Below are 22,328 nucleotides of genomic sequence, written 5' to 3'. Positions count from 1 at the left end.
GGCGCAGCGGAATTCGGTAATCATAACCTATTGTGTCAGGCGTTGGGATCAGTGTTTGATGCCCAATGAATCGGCTAACTGTTTAGCCAGTTGATTGTTGTCATCCGCACCGTATTCCCAGAACATAGCGCCTCCCAGCCCCTTATTCTTGATGTAGTCGGCTTTGATCGCCACCGAGCGCGGGTTTTCATAGGAGAGGGCAAAGAGCGCTTTCCCGTCTGCTGACTGTACCGACAGCCACGGTACTTTCGCCTCATCATCCCAATGCTGGCTAAAGCGCTTCTGCGGATCGTTGATCAGCTTCGCCACGATATCGTTGTACTTCACATAGGTATCTTTGCTCAGATCGATGCCCAATGATTTGAACAACGCAATTTGTGCTGCTTCGAAATAGGGCTGGGTGGCAGGGTTCTTCTGCGCGTCAGGTTTGCTCCAGTCAATTCCCGGTTCAACGGCGCGTTTTGGTACGCGTCCATAAAAACCAATACCCAGATTCATCTGGCTCGGCTTTAACCCGGCGGCGAGATAGTTATTGACCACAAAATCCGCACTGTACTTATCTGCGGCGGCGACGGTCGGCCATTTCGTCGAATCATACAGGTTTGAGTTGAAATATTGAGTGCCGTAGGCCATGTCATAGGTCATCAAATTGATGTAGTCGAGTGATGGCGCAATGGCTTTTACATCCACCCAGCTTTTCGAACTTTCCGCATTCGCACCCACGGCAATGGTCAGTAGCTTTTTATGCCCTAATGCTGCCCGCAGCTCTTTTAACAGCGCGGTAAAGTTAGCGCGATCGGTTGGTTGGCTTTCGACCAATCCCCATGCGCCATTGACCGGATATTCCCAGTCGAGGTCGATGCCATCCAGACCGTATTTCTCAATGATTTCCTGCGCAGACTGAATGAATACCGCTCGTGTTTCTTTCGTTGCTGCCGCGCCTGAGAATCCACGCGCCCCCCAACCCCCGACAGAAAGCAGAACTTTCAGATTCGGATTCTGCTTACGCAGCTCCGGGATTTTCTGCAAATCAGCCTGCACTTTCTCTGAAAGCCAAATCTGATGCAGCTTGCTGGCGTCTTTTAAGGCGTCATTGGTTTCGTCTTTCTCGTTGTTGTAGACAAGACCAAACGAATAGTTGAGGTGGGTTATCTGGCGCACATCCAGTTTATTGATATCGCCGCCTGGACCGGCAGTGACATCGCCACCGCCATTAAAGTAGCCAACTGACATCAGTGAATTGGCGGAAACAACGCTGGCGCAGAGCAGGGGGAATGCTGCCAACAAAGGCAATAGTTTCATCGGTGTTCCTCTTTGACATTTAAACAAGTAAACACGCCACGGAAAGGCGTGGCGAAAAAAACAGCTCTTACAGATTAGCCGTTTCATAACAGAAAAAATGCGAAGGGGTTCACGGCGTACAGGCGAAGCGGCCTCCACGTTTCTGTAGGTTTCAGTACATCTTTGCACTTATTTGTGATCTGAGTTGTGAAATGCAGATCTTAATCTGTGTTTTAAAGATTTTGTGTTGACCTCAAAAATTACATGGATAAGTATGATGACCACTGATGTAAAACTAAACACAAAGGAAAATTCAATGAAAGCACTGGCAAGATTTGGCAAGGCCTTTGGTGGCTACAAGATGATTGATGTTCCGGAGCCGGTATGTGGTCCGGATGACGTTGTGATTGAAATCAGGGCAGCTGCTATCTGTGGCGCGGATATGAAGCACTATAACGTTGACAGTGGTTCCGACCAGTTTAATTCGATTCGTGGTCACGAATTTGCCGGTCGAATTGTCCAGGTCGGCGACAAGGTTAAGGACTGGAAAGTGGGTCAGCGCGTGGTTTCTGACAACAGCGGGCACGTTTGCGGCGTCTGTCCTGCCTGCGAACAAGGTGATTTTCTTTGTTGTACAGAAAAGGTGAATTTAGGCCTGGACAACAATACCTGGGGCGGTGGGTTTTCGAAATATTGTCTGGTTCCTGGGGAAATCCTCAAAATTCACCGTCATGCGCTGTGGGAAATCCCGCCTGGTGTTGATTATGAAGAGGCGGCAGTCCTGGACCCCATCTGTAATGCTTACAAATCTATCGCCCAACAGTCCAAATTTCTCCCAGGTCAGGACGTGGTGGTTTTCGGTACTGGCCCGCTAGGTCTCTTTTCCGTGCAAATGGCACGCATTATGGGGGCCGTTAATATCGTCATGGTCGGGCTGGAAGAGGATGTCGCGGTGCGCTTTCCTATCGCCAAAGAGTTGGGGGCGACGGCGGTCGTCAACGGTTCGAACGAAGATGTGGTCGCCCGTTGTCAGGAAATCTGCGGCAAAGACAATCTGGGATTAGTTATCGAATGTTCCGGCGCCAATATTGCCCTGAAACAAGCTATTGAAATGCTGCGTCCCAACGGTGAAGTTGTCCGCGTAGGGATGGGTTTCAAACCACTCGACTTCTCCATTAATGATATTACCGCGTGGAACAAAAGCATTATTGGTCATATGGCTTACGACTCCACTTCCTGGCGTAACGCCATTCGTCTGCTTGCGAGCGGTGCGATTAAAGTCAAACCGATGATCACTCACCGTATCGGCTTATCGCAATGGCGCGAAGGTTTTGACGCCATGGTCGATAAAACCGCGATTAAAGTCATCATGACTTACGACTTTGATGAATAACATGTTTATTAAAGGGACGTTATCGCATGGAACAGATTGCAAAACCGCACTGCGGCGCCAGGCTGGACAGGCTGCCTGACTGCCGCTGGCATACGTCGATGTTCGCTATGGTAGCCTTCGGATTACTGGTTTGCTGGAGTAATGCCGTTGGCGGATTAATTCTCGCGCAGCTAAAAGAACTTGGTTGGACCGATAATTCTACCACCGCCACGTTTTCCGCCATTACTACGGCGGGTATGTTTCTTGGTGCGCTGGGTGGCGGAATTATCGGTGATAAAACCGGGCGTAAAAACGCGTTTATCCTGTATGAAGCGATTCATATTATTTCCATGGTAATTGGCGCGTTTTCACCCAATATGACCTTTCTGATCGCCTGTCGTTTTGTTATGGGGGTGGGTTTAGGCGCGTTGCTGGTAACCCTTTTTGCCGGGTTTACCGAATATATGCCAGGACGGAATCGTGGCACCTGGTCCAGTCGGGTCTCGTTTATCGGCAACTGGTCTTATCCGCTCTGTTCACTGATTGCGATGGGGTTAACGCCACTGATCAGCGCGGAATGGAACTGGCGCGTACAGTTGTTGATTCCGGCTGTGCTGTCGCTCATTGCAACCGTTATTGCATGGCGCAGTTTCCCGGAGTCGCCCCGCTGGCTGGAGTCTCGTGGACGCTATCAGGAAGCTGAACAGGTGATGCGGGCCATTGAAGACGGTGTCATTCGACAGACAGGTAAGCCACTACCGCCGGTCGTGACAGAAGATGATGACAAACAACCGCGTTCAGTGCCGTACTCCGCCTTATTAACGGGAGTTTTATTAAAGCGGGTGATTCTGGGCTCCTTTGTTCTGATTGCCATGAACGTTGTGCAGTACACCTTAATTAACTGGTTACCGACAATATTTATGACTCAGGGGATTAATCTGAAAGACTCCATAGTCTTAAATACCATGAGTATGTTCGGTGCGCCGTTTGGGATTTTCATCGCCATGCTGGTAATGGATAAAATTCCGAGGAAAACGATGGGGGTGGGGTTATTAGTGTTAATTGCCGTGCTGGGTTATATCTATTCGCTGCAAACCAGCATGTTGCTAATCACATTAATTGGTTTCTTCCTGATTACCTTTGTGTATATGTACGTTTGCTATGCCTCCGCGGTATATGTTCCAGAGATATGGCCGACTGAAGCGAAGCTGCGCGGGTCTGGGCTTGCTAACGCGATAGGGCGTATCAGCGGTATCGCCGCTCCTTATGCGGTCGCTGTATTACTTAATAGTTATGGCGTGACGGGCGTATTTGTACTGCTGGGCGCAGTCTCAATTATTGTCGCTGTTGCTATTGCCACCATTGGAATTGAAACAAAAGGCGTCTCTGTCGAGAGTCTCGGTATTGATGCCGTTACCAGCAAATAATATTGACGGGAAATAAAATGAAAAATTCAAAAGCGATATTAAAAACGCCGGGCACGATGAAAATCATTGCCGCCGATATTCCGGTACCTAAAGAGCATGAAGTGCTAATTAAAGTTGAATATGTTGGTATTTGCGGTTCAGATGTTCACGGTTTTGAATCGGGCCCCTTTATTCCGCCGAAAGATCCCAATCAGGAAATAGGTCTTGGGCATGAATGCGCCGGTACGGTGGTGGCAGTGGGAAGTCGCGTTAGTAAATTTAAACCGGGCGACCGGGTCAACATTGAACCCGGCGTGCCGTGTGGCCACTGCCGCTACTGTCTGGAAGGGAAATACAACATCTGTCCTGACGTCGATTTTATGGCCACACAGCCAAATTATCGCGGTGCGCTAACGTACTATCTGTGCCACCCGGAAAGCTTTACTTACAAGCTGCCGGACAATATGGACACCATGGAAGGCGCTCTGGTAGAGCCTGCGGCGGTAGGGATGCATGCCGCAATGCTGGCGGACGTTAAGCCGGGCAAGAAAATCGTCATTCTGGGAGCTGGCTGTATTGGTTTAATGACCCTGCAAGCCTGTAAATGTTTGGGGGCTACCGACATCGCTGTTGTTGATGTCCTGGATAAACGTCTGGCGATGGCCGGGCAGCTTGGCGCGACGGTCGTGATTAACGGTGCGAAGGAGGACACCGTTGCCTGCTGCCAACAGTTTTCCGGCGATATGGGGGCAGACATTGTTTTCGAAACTGCCGGTTCGGCCATCACGGTTAAGCAGGCGCCATATCTGGTAATGCGCGGTGGGAAAATCATGATCGTGGGCACGGTGCCTGGCGATTCAGCGATTAACTTCCTCAAAATTAATCGTGAAGTCTCAATACAAACTGTTTTCCGCTATGCCAATCGCTACCCGGTCACCATTGAAGCCATCTCCTCCGGGCGTTTCGATGTGAAGTCGATGGTGACGCATATTTATGATTATGCAGATGTTCAGCGCGCGTTTGACGAATCCGTCAATAACAAACGCGAGATTATTAAAGGCGTTATTAAAATTAACCATTAATTTAAATAGGGAGAAACACCATGCTGGCAGATATTAAATATTGGGAAAACGATGCTCAGAATAAACATTATGCGATTGCTCACTTTAACGTGTGGAATGCGGAAATGCTAATGGGGGTCATTGATGCGGCAGAAGAGGCTAAATCGCCGGTAATTATCTCTTTTGGCACCGGATTTGTGGGGAATACCTCGTTTGAAGATTTTTCGCACATGATGGTTTCGATGGCGAAAAAGGCCTCGGTACCGGTTATTACTCATTGGGATCACGGACGTAGCATGGAGATTATTCACAACGCCTGGGTTCATGGCATGAACTCTCTGATGCGCGATGCCTCCGCCTTTGATTTTGAAGAGAATATTCGTCTGACCAAAGAGGCTGTGGACTTCTTTCATCCGTTAGGCATTCCGGTCGAAGCGGAGCTGGGCCACGTGGGCAATGAGACGGTCTACGAAGAGGCGCTGGCGGGTTATCACTATACCGACCCGAGCCAGGCGGCGGAATTTGTCGAGCGTACCGGCTGTGACTCTCTGGCGGTGGCGATTGGCAACCAGCATGGCGTATATACCTCCGAGCCGAAACTCAATTTCGAGGTGGTTGAGCGCGTACGCCGAGCGGTTTCTGTTCCGCTGGTGCTGCACGGGGCATCCGGCATTAGCGATGCGGATATTAAAAAAGCCATCTCATTAGGCATCTCTAAAATCAATATTCATACCGAACTGTGTCAGGCGGCAATGGTGGCGGTGCAGGAGAACCAGAACCAGCCATTCCTGCATGTTGAACGTGAAGTTCGTAAAGCAGTAAAAGAGCGAGCGTTGGAAAAAATCAAACTGTTTGGCTCTGACGGTAAAGCGGAATGACAATATGGATAATATCGAGGTTATTTGTATAGGGGCTGCAATTGTTGATATCCCCTTACAGCCAGTGAGTAAAAATATCTTTGATGTAGATTCTTATCCGTTAGAACGTATTACCATGACCACCGGGGGCGACGCGATTAATGAAGCGACTATTATTTCTCGCCTTGGGCATCGTACTGCGTTAATTAGTCGGGTAGGGGATGATGCGGCAGGTCATTTTATTCTCGACCACTGTCGTCGGGAGAACATTGATATTCAAAGTCTGAAACAGGATGCGGATATTGATACTTCTATTAACGTGGGTTTGGTTACAGCTGATGGCGAACGCACCTTTGTCACCAACCGCAATGGTAGCCTGTGGAAGCTGAATATAAACGATGTTGATTTTGACCGCTTCTCTCAGGCAAAGCTGCTGTCGCTGGCGAGTATTTTTAACAGCCCGCTACTCGACGGCGAAGCATTAACGACGATCTTCACTCAGGCGAAAGAACATCGGTTAATTATTTGTGCCGATATGATTAAGCCACGACTTAATGAAACGCTGAACGATATTCGCCAGGCTTTGAGCTACGTAGACTATCTGTTTCCTAATTTTGAGGAAGCAAAACAGCTTACCGGCAAAGAGACGCTGGATGAAATTGCCGACAGTTTCCTGAGCTGTGGCGTAAAAACGGTAGTGATTAAGACCGGTAAAAGAGGCTGCTTTATCAAGCGTACCGATATGAAAATGGAGGTGCCGGCGGTTTCAGGAATTACCGCTATCGACACCATCGGCGCGGGAGATAATTTTGCCTCGGGATTTATCTCCGCGTTACTTGAAGGCAAGTCGCTGCGCGAGTGCGCACTGTTTGCTAACGCAACGGCAGCAATATCGGTACTGAGCGTGGGCGCCACAACGGGCGTAAAAAACAGAAAGCTGGTTGAACAACTTCTTGATGAATATGAAGGGTAATAACGGCAGATGAAAAAGATTCCTTTAGGCAGTACGGATATTATGCTTTCCCGCATGGGATTAGGGACATGGGCCATTGGTGGCGGTCCGGCATGGAACGGCGATCTCGATCTGCAGGTTTGTATCGATACCATTGTCGAGGCGCATCGCTGCGGTATTAATCTGATTGATACCGCTCCAGGCTACAACTTTGGTAATAGTGAAGTCATTGTTGGGCAGGCGCTGAAAAAGTTACCGCGTAAAGATATCGTGGTTGAAACTAAATGCGGCATTGTCTGGGAGCGGACAGGCAGCCTTTTTAACAAAGTGGGCGATCGCCAGTTGTATAAAAACCTCACGCCCGAGTCGATTCGTGAAGAGGTCGATGCCAGTTTGCAAAGGTTGGGTATAGAAAGCATTGATATCTATATGACCCACTGGCAATCGGTCGAACCCTGTTTTACACCGATTGCGGAAACCGTAGACACGCTGAACGCACTTAAGAAAGAAGGCAAGATTCGATCTATCGGTGCTGCCAACGTGGATGCAGGGCATATCAGGGAGTATCTCAAACACGGTGAGCTGGATATCGTGCAGGCTAAGTACAGCATCCTTGATCGCGGACTGGAAGCTGAATTGTTGCCGTTATGTCAGCAGCATGGCATCGTCGTGCAGGTTTATTCACCGCTCGAACAGGGTTTACTGACTGGAACAATCGCGCGGGATTATATTCCTGGCGGCGCACGGGCCAACAAAGTCTGGTTCCAACGGGAAAATATGCTGCGGGTGATTGATATGCTCGAGCAATGGCGGCCATTGTGTGAAAAATACCGTTGCACGATCCCCGCGCTGGCGTTGGCGTGGATTTTGAAGCAAAGCGATTTAATCACCTTACTGAGCGGGGCGACCGCGCCTGAACAGGTTCGCGAAAACGTCGAGGCGCTGACCGTTTCCCTGACTGATGGCGATTCATCATTGATGAGACAAATGGCAGAAGCGTTGGATATAAAATAATCCAGCTGGCAATGACCTCTGTTTCTGTGTAAAAGAGTACTAAATCTGTGATTCAGACATGTTCTTTTGAAAATAAACATAGCCTGTGAGATACTAGGGTCTTATTATTACTTTGCAGGAAACAGAGGTGTCATTGTGGCGGCAAAAGACAGGATTCAGGCCATTAAGCAAATGGTGGCTAATGATAAGAAAGTGGCGGTATCTAATTTAAGTTCCATCTTTCAGGTAACTGAGGAAACAATTCGCCGCGATCTCGAGAAGCTGGAAGATGAAGGTTTTTTGACCCGAACATATGGTGGTGCGGTACTTAATACCACCGCGTTGTCTGACAATATTCATTTTTATAAACGTGCAAAGTCTTTTTTTGAAGAGAAGCAGATCATTGCTCGTAATGCATTACCGTTTATTAAAAATAAGACCACAATGGCCGCTGACTCCAGCAGTACGGCGATGGAATTATTAAAGCTGTTGAAGGAAAGAAACGATCTGACGCTGCTAACCAACTCGGCTGAAGCATTTCATGAACTGGCGCAGTCAGAAATTAACGTCGTTTCTACTGGCGGCGAGCTGAATAAGAATACGTTGTCGTTGCAGGGAAGGATCACCAAGGAGATCATCAGTCGCTATCATGTTGATATTATGGTGATGAGCTGCAAAGGTCTGGATATGCAAAGTGGGGCGCTTGACTCTAACGAAGCAGAAGCGGAAATCAAAAAAACCATGATCCGCCAGGCGACTGAGGTGGCCCTGTTGGTTGATCACTCAAAGTTTGATCGTAAAGCTTTCGTCCAGCTCGTGGACTTTAGCCATATTAACTACCTTATAACCAATAAGGCACCGGGTGCAGAGTGGATTGCGTTTTGTAAAGAGAATAATATTCAACTCGTTTATTAATTTTAACGTTACTCGTGTCGATATTATTTTAGTTTGCACCTGGATAATGCCATAAAAATCTAATGATGATGGATGGCGCGGCAAAATTACTACTGCCGCGATCGCCATACTTTCTGTTTAGTTGAATTTGAGGCATCCAGATGGAACAATGTGACCCTATCGGTGCAAGATTAGATCGTTTACCCTTATCGCGATTTCATTTTCGTATTTTTGGCATTATTAGTTTTAGTTTATTAGTCACCGGTTTCCTCAGTTATTCCGGGAATGTGGTATTGGCAAAATTAGTCAGTACTGGTTGGTCTAACAATTATCTCAACGCAGCATTTACCTCGGCGCTGATGTTTGGCTATTTTGTCGGTTCGCTAACCGGGGGCTTTATTGGTGATTATCTCGGTCGACGCAAGGCATTCCGCATTAATTTGCTGATTGTTGGGGTCTCTGCTTGCGCAGCAACCTTTGTGCCCAACATGTACTGGCTTATTTTTTTCCGTTGCCTGATGGGGATCGGAATGGGGGCGCTGATTATGGTGGGCTATGCTTCATTTACCGAATTTATTCCGCCTGCAGTACGTGGAAAGTGGTCTGCCCGCCTGTCATTTGTTGGTAACTGGTCGCCGATGCTGTCCGCGGCTGTTGGCGTCGTGGTTATTGCCTGGTTAAGCTGGCGGGTGATGTTTCTGCTCGGTGGCGCGACAATGCTATTGGCCTGGTATCTGTCCGGAAAGTACTTTATCGAATCTCCCCGTTGGCTGGCTGGTAAGGGACAGAGAAGTGAAGCTGAAAAACACCTGATACTGGTGGAGTCGCAGATTGAGACAGAGAAAAATATCACCTTACCCTCCTGTCAGAGCCAGTGCCTGGCGGTGCACTGTGGCGTGGAAAGTGGTTCATTTTGGCTACTGTTCAAGGGGCCGATGTTGCGCTGTACGCTGGTGGCGATCACCGTGCTTATCGCGATGAATATTTCGCTCTATACCATCACAGTATGGATCCCAACGATTTTTGTTAATTCGGGAATCGATGTGACGAAGTCTATCTTTATGACCGCGATAATTATGATTGGCGCGCCCGTTGGAATATTTATTGCCGCGATGATTATCGATCGTTTTCCACGGAGGCTGTTTGGTTCATTCTTACTCGTTATTATCGCGCTGCTCGGATATTTCTATTCGATTCAAACTGAAGAGTGGGCCATTTTGAGCTACGGGTTGGTGATGATCTTTTTTCTGTATATGTATGTTTGCTTTGCCTCTGCGGTATATGTCCCGGAGTTGTGGCCGACACATCTGAGATTGCGAGGATCGGGTTTTGTGAATGCGGTGGGCAGGATTGTCGCGGTGTTTACGCCTTATGGCGTCGCTATTCTGTTGACACGCTACGGCTCGAGCACTGTCTTTATCGTGCTGGGCGTTATGCTGGTGCTCTGCGCACTGATTCTGTTGTGCTTTGGCATCGAAACACGCAAAGTTTCTCTGGAAGAGATTTCAACCCTGGCCTGAAATAACGTGCCGACAGGAGCGATCCTGTCGGCGTCGCTTACGGTTGGGTTTCCAGCCAGTCATCCAGCGTATACAACGTCGCACCCGCCGCCGCCATTTCCATAAAGGCGTTTGCACTGTCATGGGGGTGAATATTGACGCCACGACAACCGTCGGTAATGACGCTGACGGCGTAACCCAGATCGAGCGCATCCAGAACGGTAAATTTTACGCAATAATCGGTCGCCAGCCCCATGATGATGAGCTCGGCAACGCGATGTTCGAGCAGCCATGCGTTCAGTGCGGTTGCCTGACGACGACCATTATCAAAAAACGCACTATAACTGTCGACCAGCGGGTTTTCGCCCTTAGTGAAGGTTTGCGCAATCGCACGCTGGTTCAGCAAAGGATGCAGGGCTGCCCCTTCGCTGTTTTGCACGCAATGGTCGGGCCAGAACGTCTGCGCCAGGCCGTCCAGTTGCCCCTGACTGTAAGGTTCAACCTGGTGCTGGCTGGCAAAACTACCATGATTAGCCGGATGCCAGTCCAGACTGGCGACGACGGTGTCGCCGCGCGGGGCGCACCAGTCGATCAGGCGGTTAGCAATATCGATGGTGCTGTCGCCTTGCGGGACGGCGAGGGCGCCGCCGGCACAAAAGTCATTCTGTAAATCGACCAACAGTAAGGCTCGGGCCATGGGCATTGACTCCTTTATTCGTCTGGCGTGAGCTCGCCACGCAGGTTTTGCGACATTGCTTGACGAATGCTCTGCGTGTCCAGCCCCTGACTCAGCAAATAGTGCAGTTTGGTGAGCGTTGCTTCGACCGTCATATCCGCACCGCCGATAACGCCAGCATGCGCCAGCGCGTTCCCCGTCGCGTAACCCCCCATGTTCACCTTGCCGGACATACACTGCGTAAGGTTAACCACTACGATGCCGCGTGAGCTGGCATCTTCAAGCTCTTGCAGAAACTCTTTATTTTGCGGCGCATTGCCCACGCCGTAAGAGCGTAAAATTAACGCTTTAACCGGCTGGCGCAAGAAGTTGCGTACCACATCGGCAGAAATCCCAGGATAAATAGTCACCACGCCAATCGGTTGTGGCGTGATAGGGTGAACAATCAGTTCGCCCGTACCGTGTGGCGCAGGTGGTGTTCCCAGTCGACGGATATGGATACCCGCTTCCAGTAGAGGGGAAAGATTGGGTGAGGCAAAGGCGTCAAAACCATCGGCATGCGCTTTGGTGGTACGGTTGCCGCGAAACAGTCGATTATTGAAGAACAGGGTCACTTCGTTAATCGGATAATTCGCTGCAACGTAGAGCGCATTCAGCAAATTAATTTGTCCGTCGGAGCGTAATTCTGCCAGTGGTATTTGTGACCCTGTCACAATCACCGGCTTGCCGAGATTCTCCAGCATGAAAGAGAGTGCCGAAGCGGTAAACGCCATGGTGTCGGTGCCGTGGAGAATGACAAAACCATCGTAATCGTCATAGTGCGATTTAATGTCTTCCGCAATATGCTGCCAGTCTTCCGGCGTCATATCGGAAGAATCCATCAGCGGATCGTATTCATGGATGGTGAAGTCTGGCATCTCAGGGCGGTGGAATTCAGGCATCAATGCCAGTTGGCGCTGAAGATGACCAGAAACGGGGATATAACCCTGTTCTGAGCGCTGCATACCAATGGTACCGCCGGTATAGGCAACGTAAATCGATTTCTTTTGCATGGGCGTCACAGATTAAGTTGTGCATGAACAGGCGCAGTATAAAGTCCCTCCTGAAAAAAGACAGCGCAAATGACGCATACCGGTTGTCTGATCAATATGTCATTTACGTTCAGTGCGTTGTCCCGATTATACAGTGTGGTTCTCCCCCCTCAGTCCTACAGTATCGACCTTCTTTTACGCGTACTTTTACGGATCGAGAAATGATCAGAAAGAGAATTGATAATGCCGCTATTTTGCTGATGGTGGTGATTTGCGGTGTCTGGGGCAGTCAACAGGTTGCGATTAAATCCGCGGCTGATGATATGTCGCCGTTTCTTCAGGTGGGGTTGCGTTCTGCAATCGCCGCGCTGCTGATTGGACTGCTTTTTCACCGCCGGGATAATATATTTGGCCGCCTGCGTGAGCGCAGTATTGCCAGAATGGGTACTATCGTTGGGCTGCTTTTTGCGCTTGAGTTCGTGTTGGTTTCTGTCGGAATAACACTGACGACTGCCTCTCATATGGCGCTTTATCTGTACACCGCGCCGTTGTTTTCCGCTGTCGGGTTACATATTATTTTGCCTGAGGAACGCCTGAGCCGCCTGCAGTGGTGCGGGTTGGGCATCGCCTTTTTCGGGATTGCCGTCGCCGTGATGTGGGTTGCGCATGACGGGAATACGCAGTGGAGTCTGACAGGCGATTTGTGCGGGCTGTTTGCGGGCATTGCCTGGGGAACGTCCAGCGTTGTGATTCGCTGCAGTCGTCTTGCTACCATTCCTTCATCGTGTACGTTGTTTTATCAACTCGTTATCACCGGTATTGTGTTATTGCTTATTGGTTTGATGCTGGGTGAAACGACGATACATATGACCTCGACATTGATGGCTAGTCTGACTTTCCAGACGCTGGTCGTCGCATTTTCAAGCTATCTAATCTGGTTTACTCTGCTGCGTAATTATCATGTTGCTTCGCTGGGAACGCTGGTTCTGATGACGCCTGCGATGGGGATTATCGCCGGCGTGATGTTTCTGGGAGAATCGCTACAGCCTGCGTTTATCGTAGGGGCGCTGTTGATACTGACAGGATTGCTTTGTGTGTCATTACCGTCCCGGGCAATTTTGCGCCATCGCCCGGGTTTAAACCGGAGCCTGAAGTGAAGAAAAACAACATTGCGTTGCCCCCAGGTGGAAAAGCGGATCGCGATATTATCACCGCCATTGATGCGAACCAGACAGCGATGCCCCTCAGGCCGCAATTAAATGTCGGGATTGTACTATGGCCTGAATTTCCTTTACTGGCACTGGCGGGGTTGACGGATGCGCTGCGTCACGCGGCGGATATGGGGGATGACAGCCAGAAGATCCGCTGTTCCTGGCGTCTGATGAGCGCTACGCCAGAACAGCCTGTTTTAAGCAGTTCGGGCATGGCGATGATGCCGGATAGCGCATTCGTTACCCCGGAACAGTTCGATTATATCGTGGTGATCGGTGGGCTATTGCGCAGTATGGCAAAAGCGGACCCTGCCGCGCGGCGTTATCTGCATCTTGCCCATCAGCGGAATATCCCGCTGGTCGGTGTTTGTACGGGCAGCTTTGTTCTGGCGCAGGAGGGTTTTCTACAGGGATTAACTGCGGCGGTTCATCCCTGGCATCTGAACGATTTTAAGACGCAATTTCCTCTGTTGACCGCCCGAACCGGCGTCGATTTCCATGAAGAAAAGGGGATACTGACTTGCCCGGGCGGTATCTCAACGATCGGACTGGCGACGGAGCTTATTCGCCGACACTGTGGCCCCGACAGAGCGACAAAAGCCATTTTCCAGATGTCAGTGCCTAACCGAATAGACGGCACTTCCGTGGCGGTTTCCAGAGCGATAGGCTTTACGCATGTGAGCGATAGCCGCTTACGTAAGGCCGTATTTTTGATTGAGAAAGGGTTGGTTAAACCTATCTCCACCCAATGGCTTGCCGCAGAAGTCAATCTGAGTCCACGGCAGTTGACCCGGTTGTTTAATGCTGAGTTTTCTCAGTCGCCGGGGGAGTTTATCCGTAGCGCCCGATTGCGTTATGCCCATTGGCTACTGATAAATTCTGGAGAGAGCGTAACGGAGATTGCGCTGCGTCTGGGGTTTAGCGACTGCGCGCACTTTATTCGCATGTTTAGTCGGGAATTTGGCTGTACGCCTGGGGATTGTCGGAATACCCGAATCAATGCTGCCCCATCCGGGGCAGCATTTGACGGTTAACGAACGTTGGCGCAGGTCAGGCAAAACGCATAGCGGTTTTGCGGATCGTTAAACGCGGCCAGCTTATCGCTTTCAGCTTTTACCGTACTTGCCGCAGAAGCCAGCGGAGCCGGAAGCATTGCCTGAATGGCGGCGGGCAGCATGGCGCGAACCGAACCTGACATACTGTCCATGACCATATCCACGAATGTGGGTTCGTCCTGGTAATACTCAATGTGCCATTGTTTCAGTTTGGCCAGTTCAGCCGCTTTCGCGACGGCGTCGTCAAAATCCCCCAGACTGTCGACCAGACCGTTGGCTTTCGCATCCTGGCCGGTCCAGACGTGGCCCTGAGCGATTTTGTCAATCTGCTCTGGCGTTGTCTTACGTGCATTCGCGACCAGCGTGATAAAGCGCTTATAGCCGTTCTCGATGCTCAGTTGCATCATTTGCTGTACTTCAGGCGGTAACGCTTTAGTGATGGAAATGTCCGCCAGCGGGGAGGTGGCTACGCCGTCGGTATGTACGCCAATGGAATCCAGACTGTTTTCCACGGTGTTGATCACGCCAAAGATCCCGATTGAACCGGTCAGTGTGCTGGGGTTAGCCACAATGTAACTGGCTGGCGTGGAGATCCAGTAACCGCCTGATGCCGCCATACCGCCCATCGACACGACGACCGGTTTGCCCGCTGCTTTGGCCGCAGCCAGTTCAGCGCGGATCACTTCGGAGGCGCTTACGCTGCCGCCAGGACTGTTCACTCGCAGAACAATGGCTTTCACCTTCGGATCAAGACGCGCTTCGCGGATTTGTGCGGCAGTGGTGTCGCCGCCCACATTCCCTGGGGTTTCTTCACCGTCCATAATCGCGCCATTCGCGAAGATGACGCCAATGCTCTCTCCGGTATCCGCCGGGGTTTTCAGCGAATAATCGTAATAGCTGATGGCGCGGAAGTTTTTATCCGCTTTGCTCCAGCCGAACTGTTTGGTCAGCATTTTTTCGACTTCAGCGCTGGAGGCGAGTGCATCCACCAGTTTGTTGTCGAGCGCGTATTTTGCGGTATCACCCTCGACTTTTGTCAAACCGTCCAGCATCGCTTGCGCGCCGGGGAACACCTGTTGGGCCGGGATCTGACGGTTTGCGGCTACCGTATCGAGATAGTTCTGCCACAGCTCGCCGATCCAGCGGCTATCGGCCTCGCGCGCGGCAGGGGACATATCATCGCGGATGAAGGGTTCTACCGCAGACTTATAGGTACCGACGCGGAACACGTGCGTTGAGACTTTCAGTTTATCCAGCAGGGACTTGTAGTACAGACCGTTAGTGGCAAAACCGTGCAGATCAACGGAACCCTGCGGAGAAAGGTAAATTTTGTTGGCAAAACTGGCGAGGTAATATTGCCCCTGGCTGAAGTTATCGCCCACGGCAAAGACCGGTTTGCCGCTGTCGCGGAATTCCCGCAGCGCTTTACCGATGTACTGCATTGAAGGCTGGTCGGCCCCGGCAAAGTTTTTCAAATCCATCACGATGCCGGTGATGTTGCGGTCATCTTTCGCCTGGCGAATGGTATTCACGATATCAAACAGGGAGTTTTCCTGCAGTCGGTCAGAACTGGCGCCAAACAGCTGACGACCAATGGCGCTCAAGCGACTGGTGCTTGAAGGCTTGTCGACAATCACGCCCGAGATATCCAACAGCAGCGCGCCACGTTCAGCATGTTCACTGGTGTTGCTGCTACTGACCTGCATCCAGATCCCCACGCCAACCAGCACCAAGAAGATAAAGAACAGGTTAAGCACAAATTCACGGACGAAATTGAGTAATCGCCATGTCCATTTAAAAAATCCGGCAATAAATCGCCACAGGGTTCGCATGTATTCTCCCTACCGATTAACAACACGCCACCCGGTTATCCCGAAAAAGGCGTTAAGATGTGGCTATCGTAATGACCCAACGGGCACTTGTCAGCAGGAATCACCGCCTGTGCTGTAACAAAATCCGCTCACGTGTTAATTTTGTGAATAAATCTCATTGTTGGAGTTAAACAAATGGATGCACTCGAATTACTCATCACCCGTCGTAGCGCTTCTCGTCTTGTCGAACCGGCACCGGCGGGAGAGCAACTGCAAAACATTCTGCGGGCGGGAATGCGCGCGCCAGACCACAAAACGCTGCAACCGTGGCAGTTCTTTGTCATTGAGGGCGAAGGGCGCGAGCGCTTTAGCGCCGTGCTTGAAAAAGGCGCTATTGCCGCAGGCAGCGACGAGAAAGCTCAGGAAAAAGCGCGGACGGCGCCGTTTCGCGCCCCGCTGATCATTACCGTCGTCGCGAAATGTGAAGAAAACGACAAGGTTCCGCTGTGGGAACAGGAAATGTCTGCCGGTTGCGCGGTAATGGCCATGCAGATGGCCGCTGTTGCTCAGGGCTTTGGCGGTATCTGGCGTAGCGGCGCATTAACGGAAAGCGCGGAAGTTCGCGAAGCGTTTGATTGTCGTCCGCAGGATAAGATCGTCGGTTTTCTCTATCTGGGTACACCGCAGCTAAAAGCGTCCACGACCATTAGCCTGGCCGATCCGAGCGCTTTTGTTCGTTATTTCTGATATCAACGGCAAAACTGTCTGGATTATGAGCAAAGACACCTGAATTCAGACAGTCACTCTTACCACATCATGGAATGAGCGCTACCATATCCGAATTGCAATGACAGGAGATGTCCATGAGCGAGCAAGCTATTCGTTTAACGCAATACAGCCACGGAGCCGGTTGCGGTTGTAAAATTTCCCCTAAAGTGCTGGAAACCATCCTGCACAGCGAGCAGGCGAAGTTCGTTGATCCAAACTTACTCGTGGGTAATGAAACCCGCGATGACGCCGCTGTCTACGATTTGGGTAATGGCACCAGCGTTATCAGCACCACCGATTTCTTTATGCCGATTGTCGATAATCCGTTTGATTTTGGCCGTATTGCCGCCACCAACGCCATCAGCGATATTTTTGCTATGGGCGGCAAACCGATTATGGCAATTGCTATTCTGGGCTGGCCGCTGGATAAGCTGGCGCCGGAAATCGCCCGTGAAGTGACCGAAGGCGGACGCTTTGCCTGCCGTCAGGCGGGTATCGCGCTGGCGGGCGGTCACTCTATCGATGCTCCTGAGCCTATCTTCGGTCTTGCGGTTACCGGCGTTGTGCCGACTGAACGCGTGAAGAAAAACAGCACCGCCGAGGCGGGATGCAAGCTGTTCCTGACCAAACCTTTGGGCATTGGCGTCCTGACAACCGCAGAGAAAAAATCGCTGCTGAAGCCGGAGCACAAAGGGTTGGCGACGGAAGTGATGTGTCGGATGAACATTGCCGGTGCGGCATTTGCCGATATCGAGGGCGTGAAAGCCATGACCGACGTTACCGGTTTTGGTCTACTGGGACATCTGAGCGAGATGTGTCAGGGCGCAGGCATTCAGGCGCAGATTGTCTACCAGGATATTCCTAAGCTTCCTGGCGTTGAAGAGTACATCGCGCAGGGCGCGGTGCCGGGCGGTACCCAGCGTAACTTTGCCAGCTACGGACACCTGATGGGTGAAATGCCGCAGCCGGTTCGCGACCTGCTCTGCGATCCGCAAACTTCCGGCGGTTTGCTGCTGGCGGTAACGCCGCAAGCGGAAGCCGAAGTGAAAGCGGCAGCGGCGCAGTTTGGTATCGATCTCACTGCGATTGGTGAGTTAGTGGAAGCTCGTGGCGGTCGCGCCATGGTTGAGATCCGTTAACTCGATGCGGTTGTTTATTGCCGAAAAACCGAGTCTGGCGCGCGCTATCGCCGATGTGCTGCCAAAGCCACATCGCAAAGGTGACGGCTTTATTGAATGCGGAAACGGACAAGTGGTGACCTGGTGTATTGGTCACCTGCTTGAACAGGCGCAGCCAGACGCCTACGACAGCCGTTATGCGCGCTGGAGTTTGGTCGATCTGCCGATTGTCCCGGAAAAGTGGCAACTGCAGCCACGTCCTTCGGTGACCAAACAGCTCAACGTTATCAAGCGCTTTTTACATGAAGCCAGCGAGGTTATTCACGCAGGAGACCCCGATCGTGAAGGACAACTGCTGGTGGATGAAGTGCTTGATTACCTGCAACTGGCTCCCGAAAAGCGCCAGCAGGTGCAACGTTGTCTGATTAACGACCTCAACCCGCAGGCCGTTGAACGGGCTATTGAGCGACTGCGGGCCAACAGTGAGTTCATCCCGCTGTGCGTGTCGGCCCTGGCGCGGGCGCGGGCAGACTGGCTGTACGGCATCAATATGACCCGTGCTTACACCATTCTTGGGCGAAACGCAGGCTATCAAGGTGTGCTCTCGGTCGGGCGCGTACAGACGCCGGTGCTCGGCCTGGTTGTGCGTCGCGATGAAGAGATTGAAAACTTCGTCGCCAAAGATTTCTTTGAAGTGAAAGCGCATATCGTGACGCCCGCCGATGAGCGGTTTACCGCTATCTGGCAGCCCAGCGAAGCATGTGAGCCGTATCAGGACGAAGAAGGGCGCTTGCTGAATCGTACGCTGGCCGAACACGTGGTGAACCGTATTAGCGGGCAGCCGGCGCTCGTTACCAGCTATAACGATAAACGGGAATCAGAATCCGCGCCGCTGCCGTTTTCGCTGTCGGCGTTGCAGATTGAAGCGGCGAAACGCTTTGGTTTGAGCGCGCAGAACGTTCTGGATATCTGCCAGAAACTGTATGAAACCCATAAACTGATTACCTATCCGCGTTCGGATAGCCGTTATCTGCCGGAAGAACATTTTGCCGGACGTCATGCGGTAATGAACGCAATTAGCGTTCATGCGCCGGATCTGCTTCCGCAACCCGCGGTGGATCCCGATACGCGAAACCGCTGCTGGGACGATAAAAAGGTGGATGCCCACCACGCCATCATTCCTACCGCGCGCAGTTCGTCCATCAACCTGAATGACAACGAAGCGAAAATTTACAACCTGATTGCCCGTCAGTATCTGATGCAGTTTTGTGCGGATGCGGTATTCCGCAAGTGCGTTATTGAGCTGGATATTGCCAAAGGCAAGTTTGTCGCCAAAGCGCGTTTTCTGGCGGAGGCCGGATGGCGCACGCTGCTTGGCAATAAGGAGCGCGATGAAGATAACGACGGGACGCCGTTGCCGGTGGTGGCTAAAGACGATGAATTGCTGTGCGAAAAAGGCGAAGTGGTTGAACGTCAGACTCAGCCGCCACGCCATTTTACCGATGCGACGTTGCTGTCAGCGATGACCGGGATTGCGCGCTTTGTGCAGGATAAAGATCTGAAAAAGATCCTGCGCGCCACGGATGGATTAGGTACGGAAGCGACGCGCGCCGGGATTATCGAGCTGCTGTTTAAACGCGGATTCCTGGTGAAAAAAGGGCGCTATATCCATTCGACCGATGCCGGAAAAGCGTTGTTTCACTCGCTGCCGGAAATGGCGACGCGTCCGGATATGACCGCGCACTGGGAATCTATTCTGACCCAAATCAGCGAAAAACAGTGTCGTTATCAGGATTTCATGCAGCCGCTGGTGGGAACGCTGTATCAGCTCATCGATCAGGCGCGCAGTACGCCGGTACGCCGCTTCCGGGGAATTGTCGCGCCGGGTGGCAGTGGTGGCGATAAGAAAAAGAGCGCGCCGCGTAAACGCCCGGCGAAAAAAAGCCCGCCATCCGAAGAGGCAGGCGTGTAAGTCTGTAGGCCTGATAAGCGTAGCGGCATCAGGCTTTGCCGGATGCGGCACCCGTGCCTTATCCGGCCTACGGTTCTACAGAGACAATATTAAATCACACCCTGGCCCAGCATCGCGTCGGCAACCTTCACGAAGCCCGCGATATTGGCGCCACGTACGTAGTTGGTTTGTTTGCTTTCGCCGCCGTATTCAACGCAGGCATGGTGAATATCCAGCATGATGTGGTGCAGGCGCGCGTCCACTTTCTCCGCTTTCCAGCCCAGACGTGCGGCGTTTTGCGCCATTTCCAGACCGGAGGTCGCTACGCCACCGGCGTTGGCGGCTTTACCCGGCGCGAACAGAACGCCCGCTTCGAGGAACAGGTCGGTGGCTTCGATGGTGGTCGGCATGTTTGCCCCTTCGGCGACAGCTTTCACGCCGTTGGCGATCAGTACGCGCGCCGCGTCGACATCAAGTTCGTTCTGGGTGGCGCACGGCAGGGCGATATCGACCGGAACCGACCACGGCTGCTTGCCTTCGAGATAGGTCAGGCCAAACTCCCGGGCGTAATCCGCCACGCGACCGTCACGGCTGTCTTTGATCGCGCACAGACGCGCCAGTTTTTCTTTGGTAAATCCACTTTCGTCGACCACAGTGCCGCTGGAGTCGGAAGCGGTCACCACCCGGGCGCCAAATTCCATGGCTTTCTCAATGGCGAATTGTGCAACGTTACCGGAGCCAGAGACCGCCACGCGCATGCCTTCAAAGCTGAGGCCATGACGTTTAAGCATCGCTTCGGTGAAGTACACCAGGCCATAGCCGGTCGCTTCCGGGCGGATCAGGCTGCCGCCGAAAGAGAGACCTTTACCGGTAAAGACGCAGGCGCTGTTGTTGGACAGTTTTTTCATCATCCCGGCCATAAAGCCGACTTCACGACCACCCACGCCGATATCGCCCGCCGGAACGTCGGTATCGGGACCTAAATGGCGGAACAGCTCGGTCATCAGCGCCTGGCAGAAACGCATCACTTCACCTTCGCTTTTACCTTTCGGGTCGAAGTCACTCCCGCCTTTACCCCCGCCCATCGGCAGCGTGGTGAGGGCATTTTTAAAGGTCTGCTCGAAACCGAGGAATTTCAGGATCGACAGGTTTACGGAAGGGTGGAAACGCATACCGCCTTTGTATGGGCCAATGGCGGAGCTAAACTGCACGCGCCACGCACGGTTAACCTGCACCTGATTACGATCGTCGAGCCAGACTACGCGGAACTGGATCACGCGCTCCGGCTCAACCAGACGCTCCAGCAGCGACATCTGGCGATAACGTGGGTTTTGCTCAAGGAAGGGCCACAGCGTCGTCATCACTTCACGAACGGCTTGCGCGAACTCGGTTTGGTTTGGGTCGCGCTTTTGTACATGGTTAAGAAACGACTCCAGAGAACATGTCTGATCCATAGATATAAAAACCTCTTATGTATTGATATGGTTATATTTTTGATATTTGTGTTAAGTGTTTTGCAGTTTTTGACTATACCACCAGCAGCGTGACGGGACGCAAGAAAAAATTAACCCCGCTAAGTAAATTAATATCGCGGCGTGGGTCATAACCAAAAACGATGACGGGCGGGACTAAAGTTTCTGCCGATTTATACCGTTATACTGAGCATAACTGTCAGTCACAAAGGAAAGAATATGCGCCGTTTAATCATGGCAGGAGCGTTGGTACTGGTGTCCAGCGCGACGCTGGCAAATCAGCTTTATCGCCCGGATGTGCAGGTGAATGTGCCGCCGGAAGTGTTCAGTTCCAGCGGGCAGCGAGCGCAGCCTTGTAGTCAGTGCTGTATTTATCAGGATCAAAACTATTCCGAAGGGGCGGTGATCAAAGCGGATGGTGTGCTGCTTCAGTGCCAACGCGATGATAAAACGATCAGCACGAATCCGCTGGTCTGGCGGCGCGTAAAAGAATAAAGGCTTCTAACAGCGGGATATCGGCAGGCGCCAGCGGATAACGCCGCGCCTCTTCGGGTGAACACCAGACCATATCCTGGTGTTCATACGCATTCAGTTCTCCCTGAAAAGACGGTACATGCCAGGCATGTAAATGAATCAGCCGGCCTGAAACCTCACGTTGATGGCTGGCGATATAGCGCCCAACGACTGCGTCGATGCCTAATTCTTCACGCAGTTCACGCACCAGAGCCTGAGACTGACTTTCGCCCGACTCAACTTTACCGCCAGCAAATTCCCACATGCCTGGCTGATCCGCATCCGGCGAACGCTGAGCCAGTAAAATTTTGCCATCACGTTCAATGATAGCGGCGACCACGTCGAGGGTTTTCATCATATTCATCAAGATCTAACAGCAGAAAATGACATACTATATTTATCTTTGA

Annotated in this window: 20 protein-coding genes; 14 read left to right on the top strand and 6 right to left on the bottom strand. The window is 51.7% G+C overall.

Features of this window, described 5'->3' with window-relative positions; translation table 11 throughout:
* Positions 1–48: 48 nt before the first annotated feature.
* Entirely contained in the window at positions 49–1,302 is a 1,254-nt protein-coding gene (locus M4I31_RS13510; RefSeq protein WP_085049518.1) for a glycoside hydrolase family 18 protein, read from the bottom strand.
* A gap of 295 nt (positions 1,303–1,597) precedes the next feature.
* Here M4I31_RS13510 and M4I31_RS13505 point away from each other — a divergent pair, with 295 nt between their 5' ends.
* From M4I31_RS13505 to M4I31_RS13470, 8 genes are all read left to right on the top strand, one after another.
* A complete protein-coding gene (locus M4I31_RS13505; protein WP_085049517.1) occupies positions 1,598–2,674 on the top strand; it encodes a zinc-binding dehydrogenase in 1,077 nt (358 codons plus the stop codon).
* A 26-nt stretch (positions 2,675–2,700) separates the two neighbouring features.
* On the top strand, positions 2,701–4,080 hold the full coding sequence (locus M4I31_RS13500) for an MFS transporter (protein ID WP_085049516.1): 1,380 nt from the start codon (positions 2,701–2,703) through the stop codon (positions 4,078–4,080).
* Positions 4,081–4,097: 17 nt separating this feature from the next.
* Positions 4,098–5,141: an NAD(P)-dependent alcohol dehydrogenase gene (locus M4I31_RS13495; protein WP_069324293.1), complete on the top strand. Its 1,044-nt coding sequence runs from the start codon at positions 4,098–4,100 to the stop codon at positions 5,139–5,141.
* Positions 5,142–5,161: 20 nt separating this feature from the next.
* Positions 5,162–5,998, top strand: coding sequence for a ketose-bisphosphate aldolase (locus M4I31_RS13490; protein ID WP_038640077.1), 837 nt, complete (start codon positions 5,162–5,164; stop codon positions 5,996–5,998).
* Between the two features lie 4 nt (positions 5,999–6,002).
* A complete protein-coding gene (locus tag M4I31_RS13485; RefSeq protein WP_085049515.1) occupies positions 6,003–6,950 on the top strand; it encodes a carbohydrate kinase family protein in 948 nt (315 codons plus the stop codon).
* A gap of 9 nt (positions 6,951–6,959) precedes the next feature.
* Complete coding sequence (locus M4I31_RS13480) at positions 6,960–7,943, top strand: aldo/keto reductase (RefSeq protein WP_085049514.1); 984 nt, start codon at positions 6,960–6,962, stop codon at positions 7,941–7,943.
* A gap of 135 nt (positions 7,944–8,078) precedes the next feature.
* Positions 8,079–8,837 (top strand): DeoR/GlpR family DNA-binding transcription regulator, encoded by a 759-nt coding sequence (locus M4I31_RS13475; protein WP_032943120.1) that lies wholly within the window; start codon positions 8,079–8,081, stop codon positions 8,835–8,837.
* Positions 8,838–8,977: 140 nt separating this feature from the next.
* Entirely contained in the window at positions 8,978–10,336 is a 1,359-nt protein-coding gene (locus tag M4I31_RS13470; RefSeq protein ID WP_085049513.1) for an MFS transporter, read from the top strand.
* Positions 10,337–10,373: 37 nt separating this feature from the next.
* On the opposite strand, the gene pncA is transcribed toward M4I31_RS13470, so the two are convergent.
* Both pncA and ansA read right to left on the bottom strand, forming a co-directional pair.
* The gene (gene pncA / locus M4I31_RS13465; protein ID WP_085049512.1) at positions 10,374–11,012 is read right to left on the bottom strand and encodes a bifunctional nicotinamidase/pyrazinamidase; all 639 of its coding nucleotides are present in this window, start codon (positions 11,010–11,012) and stop codon (positions 10,374–10,376) included.
* 14 nt (positions 11,013–11,026) lie between these two features.
* Complete coding sequence (gene ansA, locus M4I31_RS13460; protein ID WP_038640081.1) at positions 11,027–12,043, bottom strand: asparaginase; 1,017 nt, start codon at positions 12,041–12,043, stop codon at positions 11,027–11,029.
* Positions 12,044–12,243: 200 nt separating this feature from the next.
* On the opposite strand from ansA, the gene M4I31_RS13455 reads away from it, so the two are divergent.
* On the top strand, positions 12,244–13,179 hold the full coding sequence (locus M4I31_RS13455) for a DMT family transporter (RefSeq protein ID WP_233638358.1): 936 nt from the start codon (positions 12,244–12,246) through the stop codon (positions 13,177–13,179).
* Positions 13,176–14,267 carry a GlxA family transcriptional regulator gene (locus M4I31_RS13450; protein ID WP_038640083.1) on the top strand — a complete coding sequence of 364 codons (1,092 nt, stop codon included), beginning with the start codon at positions 13,176–13,178 and terminating at the stop codon, positions 14,265–14,267. The genes M4I31_RS13455 and M4I31_RS13450 overlap by 4 nt, the downstream gene beginning before the upstream one ends.
* On the opposite strand, the gene sppA is transcribed toward M4I31_RS13450, so the two are convergent.
* Positions 14,264–16,120, bottom strand: coding sequence for a signal peptide peptidase SppA (sppA, locus tag M4I31_RS13445; RefSeq protein ID WP_069324287.1), 1,857 nt, complete (start codon positions 16,118–16,120; stop codon positions 14,264–14,266). The genes M4I31_RS13450 and sppA overlap by 4 nt on opposite strands.
* 174 nt (positions 16,121–16,294) lie before the next feature.
* Between sppA and M4I31_RS13440 the strand changes: the two genes are divergently transcribed.
* The 3 genes from M4I31_RS13440 to topB all read left to right on the top strand — a co-directional run bounded on the left by M4I31_RS13440 (position 16,295) and on the right by topB (position 19,957).
* Positions 16,295–16,846: an NAD(P)H nitroreductase gene (locus M4I31_RS13440; protein ID WP_038640085.1), complete on the top strand. Its 552-nt coding sequence runs from the start codon at positions 16,295–16,297 to the stop codon at positions 16,844–16,846.
* 116 nt (positions 16,847–16,962) lie between these two features.
* Positions 16,963–18,006, top strand: coding sequence for a selenide, water dikinase SelD (selD, locus tag M4I31_RS13435; RefSeq protein ID WP_085049511.1), 1,044 nt, complete (start codon positions 16,963–16,965; stop codon positions 18,004–18,006).
* 4 nt (positions 18,007–18,010) lie between these two features.
* A complete protein-coding gene (gene topB, locus M4I31_RS13430; RefSeq protein ID WP_038640087.1) occupies positions 18,011–19,957 on the top strand; it encodes a DNA topoisomerase III in 1,947 nt (648 codons plus the stop codon).
* An 89-nt stretch (positions 19,958–20,046) separates the two neighbouring features.
* Here topB and gdhA read toward each other — a convergent pair whose 3' ends face one another.
* Positions 20,047–21,390, bottom strand: coding sequence for an NADP-specific glutamate dehydrogenase (gdhA, locus tag M4I31_RS13425; protein WP_038640089.1), 1,344 nt, complete (start codon positions 21,388–21,390; stop codon positions 20,047–20,049).
* Between the two features lie 252 nt (positions 21,391–21,642).
* Here gdhA and M4I31_RS13420 point away from each other — a divergent pair, with 252 nt between their 5' ends.
* A complete protein-coding gene (locus tag M4I31_RS13420) occupies positions 21,643–21,903 on the top strand; it encodes a YnjH family protein (RefSeq protein ID WP_170973239.1) in 261 nt (86 codons plus the stop codon).
* On the opposite strand, the gene M4I31_RS13415 is transcribed toward M4I31_RS13420, so the two are convergent.
* Positions 21,863–22,276: a pyrimidine (deoxy)nucleoside triphosphate diphosphatase gene (locus tag M4I31_RS13415; RefSeq protein WP_162620741.1), complete on the bottom strand. Its 414-nt coding sequence runs from the start codon at positions 22,274–22,276 to the stop codon at positions 21,863–21,865. The genes M4I31_RS13420 and M4I31_RS13415 overlap by 41 nt on opposite strands.
* Positions 22,277–22,328 lie beyond the last annotated feature (52 nt).

Origin of the sequence: Citrobacter sp. XT1-2-2 (genome assembly GCF_023516235.1) — a bacterium.
Classification (GTDB): Bacteria; Pseudomonadota; Gammaproteobacteria; order Enterobacterales; family Enterobacteriaceae; genus Citrobacter; species Citrobacter werkmanii.
Note: the sequence above shows the minus strand (reverse complement) of the source record. Positions and strands in the feature narration are given on the sequence as shown.

Excerpts from the sequence above, each read along its gene's own strand:
- M4I31_RS13510 (WP_085049518.1), bottom strand. The coding sequence starts at position 1,302 with ATGAAACTATTGCCTTTGTTGGCAGCATTCCCCCTGCTCTGCGCCAGC.
- M4I31_RS13440 (WP_038640085.1), top strand. The coding sequence starts at position 16,295 with ATGGATGCACTCGAATTACTCATCACCCGTCGTAGCGCTTCTCGTCTT.
- M4I31_RS13500 (WP_085049516.1), top strand. The coding sequence starts at position 2,701 with ATGGAACAGATTGCAAAACCGCACTGCGGCGCCAGGCTGGACAGGCTG.
- M4I31_RS13470 (WP_085049513.1), top strand. The coding sequence starts at position 8,978 with ATGGAACAATGTGACCCTATCGGTGCAAGATTAGATCGTTTACCCTTA.
- pncA (WP_085049512.1), bottom strand. The coding sequence starts at position 11,012 with ATGGCCCGAGCCTTACTGTTGGTCGATTTACAGAATGACTTTTGTGCC.
- M4I31_RS13490 (WP_038640077.1), top strand. The coding sequence starts at position 5,162 with ATGCTGGCAGATATTAAATATTGGGAAAACGATGCTCAGAATAAACAT.
- sppA (WP_069324287.1), bottom strand. The coding sequence starts at position 16,120 with ATGCGAACCCTGTGGCGATTTATTGCCGGATTTTTTAAATGGACATGG.
- M4I31_RS13415 (WP_162620741.1), bottom strand. The coding sequence starts at position 22,276 with ATGAAAACCCTCGACGTGGTCGCCGCTATCATTGAACGTGATGGCAAA.
- M4I31_RS13480 (WP_085049514.1), top strand. The coding sequence starts at position 6,960 with ATGAAAAAGATTCCTTTAGGCAGTACGGATATTATGCTTTCCCGCATG.
- ansA (WP_038640081.1), bottom strand. The coding sequence starts at position 12,043 with ATGCAAAAGAAATCGATTTACGTTGCCTATACCGGCGGTACCATTGGT.
- topB (WP_038640087.1), top strand. The coding sequence starts at position 18,011 with ATGCGGTTGTTTATTGCCGAAAAACCGAGTCTGGCGCGCGCTATCGCC.
- M4I31_RS13455 (WP_233638358.1), top strand. The coding sequence starts at position 12,244 with ATGATCAGAAAGAGAATTGATAATGCCGCTATTTTGCTGATGGTGGTG.
- M4I31_RS13485 (WP_085049515.1), top strand. The coding sequence starts at position 6,003 with ATGGATAATATCGAGGTTATTTGTATAGGGGCTGCAATTGTTGATATC.
- M4I31_RS13420 (WP_170973239.1), top strand. The coding sequence starts at position 21,643 with ATGGCAGGAGCGTTGGTACTGGTGTCCAGCGCGACGCTGGCAAATCAG.
- gdhA (WP_038640089.1), bottom strand. The coding sequence starts at position 21,390 with ATGGATCAGACATGTTCTCTGGAGTCGTTTCTTAACCATGTACAAAAG.
- M4I31_RS13505 (WP_085049517.1), top strand. The coding sequence starts at position 1,598 with ATGAAAGCACTGGCAAGATTTGGCAAGGCCTTTGGTGGCTACAAGATG.
- selD (WP_085049511.1), top strand. The coding sequence starts at position 16,963 with ATGAGCGAGCAAGCTATTCGTTTAACGCAATACAGCCACGGAGCCGGT.
- M4I31_RS13495 (WP_069324293.1), top strand. The coding sequence starts at position 4,098 with ATGAAAAATTCAAAAGCGATATTAAAAACGCCGGGCACGATGAAAATC.